At 56.9% G+C, this 7,221-nt stretch carries 8 protein-coding genes and 1 tRNA gene; 4 read left to right on the top strand and 5 right to left on the bottom strand.

Annotated features, from left to right (window positions below; all coding sequences use genetic code 11):
* Positions 1 to 2 precede the first annotated feature (2 nt).
* From D8V06_RS00450 to D8V06_RS00435, 4 genes are all read left to right on the top strand, one after another.
* The gene (locus D8V06_RS00450) at positions 3 to 695 is read left to right on the top strand and encodes an ABC transporter permease (RefSeq protein WP_130930254.1); all 693 of its coding nucleotides are present in this window, start codon (positions 3 to 5) and stop codon (positions 693 to 695) included.
* Positions 692 to 1,381 (top strand): ABC transporter permease, encoded by a 690-nt coding sequence (locus tag D8V06_RS00445; RefSeq protein WP_056852182.1) that lies wholly within the window; start codon positions 692 to 694, stop codon positions 1,379 to 1,381. Before D8V06_RS00450 ends, D8V06_RS00445 begins: the two co-directional genes overlap by 4 nt.
* The gene (locus D8V06_RS00440; protein WP_130930253.1) at positions 1,362 to 2,591 is read left to right on the top strand and encodes a methyltransferase; all 1,230 of its coding nucleotides are present in this window, start codon (positions 1,362 to 1,364) and stop codon (positions 2,589 to 2,591) included. The genes D8V06_RS00445 and D8V06_RS00440 overlap by 20 nt, the downstream gene beginning before the upstream one ends.
* Before the next feature lie 475 nt (positions 2,592 to 3,066).
* Positions 3,067 to 3,142, top strand: a tRNA-Thr gene (locus D8V06_RS00435).
* A 64-nt stretch (positions 3,143 to 3,206) separates the two neighbouring features.
* Here the strand turns inward: D8V06_RS00435 and D8V06_RS00430 are convergent.
* The 5 genes from D8V06_RS00430 to D8V06_RS00410 all read right to left on the bottom strand — a co-directional run bounded on the left by D8V06_RS00430 (position 3,207) and on the right by D8V06_RS00410 (position 7,187).
* Positions 3,207 to 3,917 (bottom strand): SDR family oxidoreductase, encoded by a 711-nt coding sequence (locus D8V06_RS00430; protein ID WP_130930252.1) that lies wholly within the window; start codon positions 3,915 to 3,917, stop codon positions 3,207 to 3,209.
* A 42-nt stretch (positions 3,918 to 3,959) separates the two neighbouring features.
* Positions 3,960 to 4,616 carry a DsbA family oxidoreductase gene (locus D8V06_RS00425; RefSeq protein WP_130904482.1) on the bottom strand — a complete coding sequence of 219 codons (657 nt, stop codon included), beginning with the start codon at positions 4,614 to 4,616 and terminating at the stop codon, positions 3,960 to 3,962.
* On the bottom strand, positions 4,613 to 4,831 hold the full coding sequence (locus D8V06_RS00420) for a 4-oxalocrotonate tautomerase family protein (protein ID WP_056852134.1): 219 nt from the start codon (positions 4,829 to 4,831) through the stop codon (positions 4,613 to 4,615). Before D8V06_RS00420 ends, D8V06_RS00425 begins: the two co-directional genes overlap by 4 nt.
* Positions 4,832 to 5,170: 339 nt before the next feature.
* Positions 5,171 to 5,707, bottom strand: coding sequence for a PBECR2 nuclease fold domain-containing protein (locus D8V06_RS00415; RefSeq protein ID WP_130930251.1), 537 nt, complete (start codon positions 5,705 to 5,707; stop codon positions 5,171 to 5,173).
* A 193-nt stretch (positions 5,708 to 5,900) separates the two neighbouring features.
* The gene (locus D8V06_RS00410; protein WP_056852133.1) at positions 5,901 to 7,187 is read right to left on the bottom strand and encodes an OprD family porin; all 1,287 of its coding nucleotides are present in this window, start codon (positions 7,185 to 7,187) and stop codon (positions 5,901 to 5,903) included.
* Positions 7,188 to 7,221: the final 34 nt, after the last annotated feature.

Here is a 7,221-nt window from a genome sequence, read left to right as displayed (position 1 = left end):
TGATTATCGACCTCTACGGATTCGGCCCGGCGCTCGCCGCTGGCGCGCTGATGACTGTGAAACTGGCACTCTCGGCCCTGTGCCTTGGGCTGGTGCTCGGTCTGCTCGGTGCCTTGGCCAAGACTTCCCCGTACAAGCCTCTGCAATGGCTTGGCGGCACTTACTCGACCCTGGTTCGCGGCATCCCGGAATTGCTCTGGGTGTTGCTGATCTACTTCGGCACGGTCAATTTGATGCGTGCCCTGGGTGAGTTTTTCGGCAACCCCGACCTTGAACTCAACGCCTTCGCCGCCGGCGTGATTGCGCTGGGCCTGTGCTTCGGTGCCTACGCCACCGAGGTATTTCGCGGCGCGATCCTCGCCATCCCCAAAGGCCATCGTGAAGCCGGCGTGGCATTGGGCCTGTCGAAGTGGCGCATTTTCACCAAGTTGATCATGCCGCAGATGTGGCGCATCGCCCTGCCCGGCCTGGGCAACCTGTTCATGATCCTGATGAAAGACACCGCGCTGGTTTCGGTGATCGGCCTGGAAGAAATCATGCGTCACGCGCAAATCGGCGTGACCGTCTCCAAACAACCGTTCACCTTCTATATGGTCGCCGCGTTCATGTACCTGGGCCTGACCGTTCTGGCCATGACTGGCATGTACTTCCTGGAAAAACGCGCCGCTCGCGGCTTCGCGAGGAGCACCCAATGAACTGGGAAGTGATCATCAAGTGGCTGCCGAAACTGGCTCAAGGCGCTACCCTGACCCTGGAACTGGTGGCCATCGCAGTGATCGCCGGCCTGCTGCTGGCGATTCCGCTGGGCATCGCCCGCTCTTCACGTTTGTGGTGGGTGCGGGCGTTTCCCTACGGTTACATCTTCTTTTTCCGGGGTACGCCGCTACTGGTTCAATTGTTCCTGGTCTACTACGGCCTGGCGCAGTTCGATGTGATCCGAAACAGCTCGATGTGGCCGTACCTGCGCGATCCGTTCTGGTGCGCCACCGCGACCATGACCCTGCACACCGCTGCCTACATTGCCGAGATCCTGCGGGGCGCCATTCAGGCGATTCCACCGGGCGAGATTGAAGCCGCGCGAGCGCTGGGCATGTCCAAGACCAAGGCGCTGATCTACATCATCCTGCCGCGCGCGGCGCGTATCGGCCTGCCGGCCTACAGCAACGAAGTGATTCTGATGCTCAAGGCCAGCGCCCTGGCCAGCACCGTGACCTTGCTCGAACTGACCGGCATGGCGCGAACCATCATCGCCCGGACCTACCTGCCGGTGGAGATCTTCTTCGCCGCCGGCATGTTCTACCTGTTGATGGCTTATGTGCTGGTACGCGGCTTCAAGCTGCTGGAGCGCTGGTTGCGCGTCGATGCCTGCCAGGGACGTTGACTCACAAGTATTGACGGGCGAGGCCCTGCTCGCCCGTTTCATGCGCCTGGATGCGTTTCTGATAGAACATCAGGCCCTGTGGAAGCCTCGACCGTTCACACATCTTCAGCTGCCGTGGGAAACGTCCCACCCGGAACTGGCAGCCTGGCTACGCGGGCGGTCATTGGAAGATGCGGAACACGCTCACAACCAACCAGCCCTTCTGAACGCGCCGGAACCCTTTGCATCATTGGCGGCGATGTCTGCTGCACTCAGTGCCGTGGGTGAACTGCCCGCCCATACTCTCGCCACAGCGGGTCATCGATTGAATGTCGACGTACCGGGACGCAAGTGGCAACAAATCGAAGCCTTCGCCAGCCGCTTGCAATTCGCCGATGCTCCCGGGCATTGGCTGGATTGGTGCTCGGGCAAAGGGCATCTTGGACGCCGATTGTTGCAAGCAGGCCAACAGCTGACCTGCCTGGAATTTGACCCTGCGCTGGTTGCCAGCGGCCAGGCACTCAGTCAACGGCATCAATTGCATGCGTTGCATGTTGAACAAGACGTGCTCGACATGACTGCGGCCTCGATGTTGGGCTCTGAGCACACGCCCGTTGCCCTGCACGCTTGCGGTGATCTGCATGTGCGTTTGATTCGGCTGGCCAGTGCCTCTGGCTGCAGGCAGCTCGCAATCGCTCCTTGCTGTTACAACCGGACAAGCCTGGTTGATTACGCCCCCATGTCCTCTGCCGCCCAACGCTGCGGCCTGCAACTGTCGCTCGACGATCTCGCGCTGCCCATGAGCGAAACCGTCACCGCTGGCGCTCGCGTTCGACGTCAGCGCGACCTGTCCATGGCCCGACGCCTGGGGTTCGATCTGCTGCAACGGGAACTGCGGGGCATCGACGAGTATCTGCCAACCCCCTCCCTGCCCACCGCCTGGCTGGACAAATCCTTCGCCGATTACTGCCATCATTTGGCCGAACTCAAAGAGTTATCCACAATCGTCCCGCAAGACTGGTCGGCACGTGAAGCCGCTGGCTGGCAACGACTGGCGCACGTGCGCAATCTGGAGCTACTGCGCGGGCTGTTCCGACGCCCATTGGAAATGTGGCTGGTTCTGGATCGAGCGCTGTTCCTTGTTGAACAGGGATACTCGGTTCGCCTCGGAACCTTCTGCGAAAGCCCGCTCACACCACGAAATTTAATGTTACTCGCAGAACACCCTTAAAGCACGACAGCCTGTGGATAACTCTGTTGATGAAATTATCGTGGATCCAATATTTACAGCTGTTTCAGGGGTGAAACCAATCTGTTCAGTTTTCGTACAGCCCAATAAAAAACCTGAAAAACAGGCATTTGCGAACAGATGAGAACGAATCCACAAATCCTCATCAAATCCCGTGCATCTGAAAATCCGTTGTGCATAAGCATTCAATCAAAAGGACATAACTCCCAGAATTGGGTCGGCATGGGCAGAATATGCAGGAGCTGACTCGCCTTCGAGAAATGCGAATCAGCCGGCATGGACAGGGGAATTTGAACGGCACCAGCGGCGGTCTACCAACTCCGTCAGATACGGCGTTTCTCAAGGCCCGATGACGACTCGGGCGTGTCAGAAATCAGCAACAGAGGCTTGCGCAAAAATAGTCAGAATTCAGGGGTTTACAGAACCTGCCCAATCGCTATAATCGTCGCCCTGACACGCCGGTATAGCTCAGATGGTAGAGCAACTGACTTGTAATCAGTAGGTCCCGGGTTCGATTCCTGGTGCCGGCACCATACAAAACAAAGCCCTCGTAGCAATACGAGGGCTTTGTTGTTTCTGGCATTTACCAGTCAGAGCTTAGTGACCCGCGCTCTGCCCGCCATCGACGTGGAGGATTTCGCCAGTGACGAACTTGGCGTTGTCCAGGTACACGACGGCTTGGGAAATGTCATCGATTTCACCCATGTGCCCGACCGGGTGCAGTGCGCCCAGGGCGGCGTGGGTTTCTTCGCCGTGCATTGGGGTCTTGATGATGCCAGGGCTGACCGCGTTTACCCGGATACCGCGTTTTGCGTACTCGATGGCCAGGGATTTGGTCGCGGCGTTCAAGCCACCTTTGGTCAACGATGCCAGTACCGATGGCACGCCGTCGATGGCGTGGTCCACCAGACTGGTGGTGATGTTGACGATGTGGCCGCTACCCTGTTTTTCCATCTCGTTGATGGCCAGCTGGGTGATGTAGAAGAAACCGTTGAGGTTCACCGACAGCACGTTGGCGTAGTCTTCAGCGGTGTACGCGGTGAATGGCTTGGCGACGAAGATGCCCGCGTTGTTGACCAGGGTGTCGACGCGGCCGAAACGGGCGATTGCTTCACTGATTACGCGCTGGGCGGTTTGCGGTTCGCCGATGTCGCCGGCCACGGTGAGAATGTCGGGATCGGTCGAAGGTTTGATCGAACGCGAGGTGGCGACGACTTGATAACCGAGTTCACGGAAAGCCTTGACCATGCCATCGCCCAGACCTTGGGATGCGCCAGTGATTACGACAACTTTTTTCGAATTGCTCATGATAAATACCTCTAACTAAAGTGGGGTTTGAAATTTGATGAATCAGGCTTCGGCAGATGCCTTGGCCATTTGTCTCAACATCTGTTCGTAGTACTCGACCGATTGCGAACCGGACACCAGGTGCCGACCGTTCAGCACCATGGCCGGAACCGAATTGATGCCGTGCTGTTGGTAAAACGTCTCCAGTTCACGCACCTGGGCAGCAAATTCGCCGGATGCCAACACCTGGCGTGCGCGCTCCTCGTCCAACCCGGCTTCACCTGCCAGGCGCACCAGCGTCGACTGGTCACTCGGGTTCGCGCCTTCGCTGAAGTAGGCACGCAACAGGATCTTCTTCAGTGCCACCTGGCGTCCTTCTTCCAGCGCCCAGAGCAACAGGCGGTGAGCGTCGAAGGTGTTGTAGAAGTGCGTACGTTTTTCCAGGTCGAACTTGAATCCGATGGCATTGCCGCGCTCGATCTGCATCGCTTTGCCATTGGCAACGTCCTGAGCGGTACGTCCGTATTTGCGCATCAAGTGCTCGACGGCTTTTTCGCCTTCGGGTGGCATGCTCGGGTTGAGCTCGAAAGGCTTGTAAGTCAGCTCGACCGACACCTCACCCGCTACGTTCTCGATCGCCTGCTCCAGCGCCGTCGCCCCCAGTGCGCACCATGGGCACACCACATCGGAGACGAAATCGATGGTGACCGACGGCGTCATGACTGCCCCTCTTCCGCCAGCTGCTTGCGGTACTGAGTGGTGGTGATCCCGGCGTAGCCCCAGTTATCGGTATCGACTTCCTCGATCACGATGTGGGTCAGGTCAGGGCGTTTGTTGAGCACGCGCTCCAGTGTTTCAGTGATCTCGGCAATCACCTGAGCTTTCTGCTCAGTGGTAACGCCATCGCGGGTGATGCGTACGCTTACGAAAGGCATGAGGGAAACTCCAGTGACCTTCCCGTCGGGATGATGGGAGAGGCGTTGGAGCTCAATGTATGGCGTTAGCTGGAGGGGATAAAGATGGGGATGGGAACATCATTAGTGACTTAGTGTAATGAATCAAAGCCCGATCCTTCCGTGGGACTTATTGCTCGGGTTGACAACAACTGCGCAGGCAACAGAAAATCGGCACAAGAGCGCGAAACCGACTGCTTTCAGGTGGCAATAGTCGGCGTTAGGAACCCCGTTGATGACCTGAACCCAACGCCCGGGTGAGACCTCTTCTCCCCTGCTTGAGGGAGCACAATATCAAGCAGCGTACTCCGGAAAAGCAGCCTACTCAGGCTGCTTTTTTTGTTTTTGCATTGAGTTTCGCTGATGAACCAGCTCACCATGACGGTGCTTGTTCAATGCCTTTTTATCGCAGTTCATGAAGTTCCAAAGCACATTGCCCCGGTCGATGTGAACCACAACCAGCATTTGATACTTGGAAATGTATGTACCAATAAATGCGAGACGGCTGGAGCCATCGGTGTAGGAAACTTGCCAGATTTCGAAAGGATTACGTACGGTATCCACTGCGAACTCAGTAAAACGCTCCCGAGCGTTTGGACGTTTTTCCACGATGTGTAATAAATGCTCACGTCGAATCATCACAGGTACATATGGCGTTTCGATCAACGCCGTCTCAGACCCTGCCTGCAATCCGAAACCTTGTGCGACCTGCTCTAAAGCAGTGTCAAAGTCGGCTGCGCCCGGCAGCTCCCGCGCACTGTGAAGCAACGGGCAAATAAAAACGTCCCGTAAATCAAGCAACCCTAGATCTCTCCAGTTTTTCTGATCCGGAGCCTCCTTTACTCCAGGTTTCTTCATTCGATGTTCTCTTTAGGCATCAACCACTATTTCAGCCAGTTGAGTGCTCACGAGAAATCAGGCAAGTCTTCGTCTTTCCTCAGAGACTTCCGACAATCTTGCAGGGCATTGCCATCCAATCAGCTTTTAAGATTCTTGAGGGCAAAAAAAACCCGAACAAGTCGGGTTTTTTACCGGAGAACTCAACCCATCATCAGAAAATATTGATCGGGTAATCCACAAACACACGCACTTCGTTACCGCTGACGTTGTACTCGCTCGACTTCTGCGACACGCGCAGGATCGAACTGCGCAGTTTCACGCTGAGGTCTTTCGCCGGGCCGCTTTGTACGACGTATTTGAACTGGTTGAAGATTTCACGCTCGGTGCCGCCTTCGCTGGTGGACGTGGTGATGTTGTCACCGCGCACGTAGGCGAAGTTGTAGCTCAGGCCTGGAACACCGAAGGTCGTGAAGTCCAGACCGTAGCCCAGTTGCCAGCTGCGTTCGTCTTCGGCGTTGAAGTCGGACCAGTAGGAGTTCGCCAGGTAGATGGTGTTGCCACCGTCGCCGATGCGGTTCTGTTCTTTTTGGTAGCCGCCGTAGGCATAGCCCAGGTTGCTGTCTCCGGTGCTGCGCTGGTGCGCCAGCGTGAACGAGTGTGGACCGGTGGCGAAGGTGGCTGCCAGGCTCCAGATCTTGTTGTCATCGCCGGTGACGCCGTTGTCGCGAACGTAGGAATCGTCCAGCTTGGTACGGTAGCCGTTGAAGTCCAGGGTCAGGGACTGATCCTTGGCGAGCGGGAACACGTAGTTGGCGTTCACGTACTGCTTCTTCAGCACGTCTTCGACGTCCGATGCGTACAGGGACGCCTTGAATTGTTCGGTGAACTGATAGCTGCCGCCCAACACGTTGATCGACTTCAAGCCGCCGCTGTCACGACCTTCAGCGCTCTTTCGCGATTCAGCGGTGAAGCGACCGGCATTCAGCTCCAGGCCCTTGATCTCCTTGGAGGTGATCAAAGTACCGGTGTAGCTTTCCGGCAGCAGACGCACGTTGTCGTAGCTCAATACCGGCAGGGCCGGCATCTGGTCGCCATAGGTCAGTGTGGTGCTGGACAGACGGAATTTGACGGCCGCGCCGCCCTTGGACAGATCGTCCGCTGCGTTGCCGCTGTCACCTTGTTTAAAGAAATCGATGCCCTGAGCGCCGCTTTTGCCCTTGCCACCGTCCAGGCGCAGCGCGTACAGACCAAAGGCATCCACGCCCACACCGACAGTGCCCTGAGTGAAACCGGAAGAGAAGGTACCGATGGCCGCTTGGCCCCACTCGGCTTTGTCGGCTCGCCCATCCTTGTAATCACGGTTCATGTAGGCGTTGCGCAGCAGCACCTTGAGGCTGCTGTCTTCGACAAATCCCTTGGATTCGGCCTGGTCGTTAGCCATGGCCTGTGTAGCGCTCAAAATCCCCAGAGCGATCAAACTGATTCGCTTGTTCAACATTTTGTTTTCCTTATTACGGGTTGAAACGCGCTGT

The organism is Pseudomonas sp. Sample_24, from assembly GCF_004307605.1.
GTDB lineage: Bacteria > Pseudomonadota > Gammaproteobacteria > Pseudomonadales > Pseudomonadaceae > Aquipseudomonas.
The sequence above is the reverse complement of the archived record's forward strand: the minus strand, read 5'-3'. Positions and strand labels throughout refer to the sequence as shown.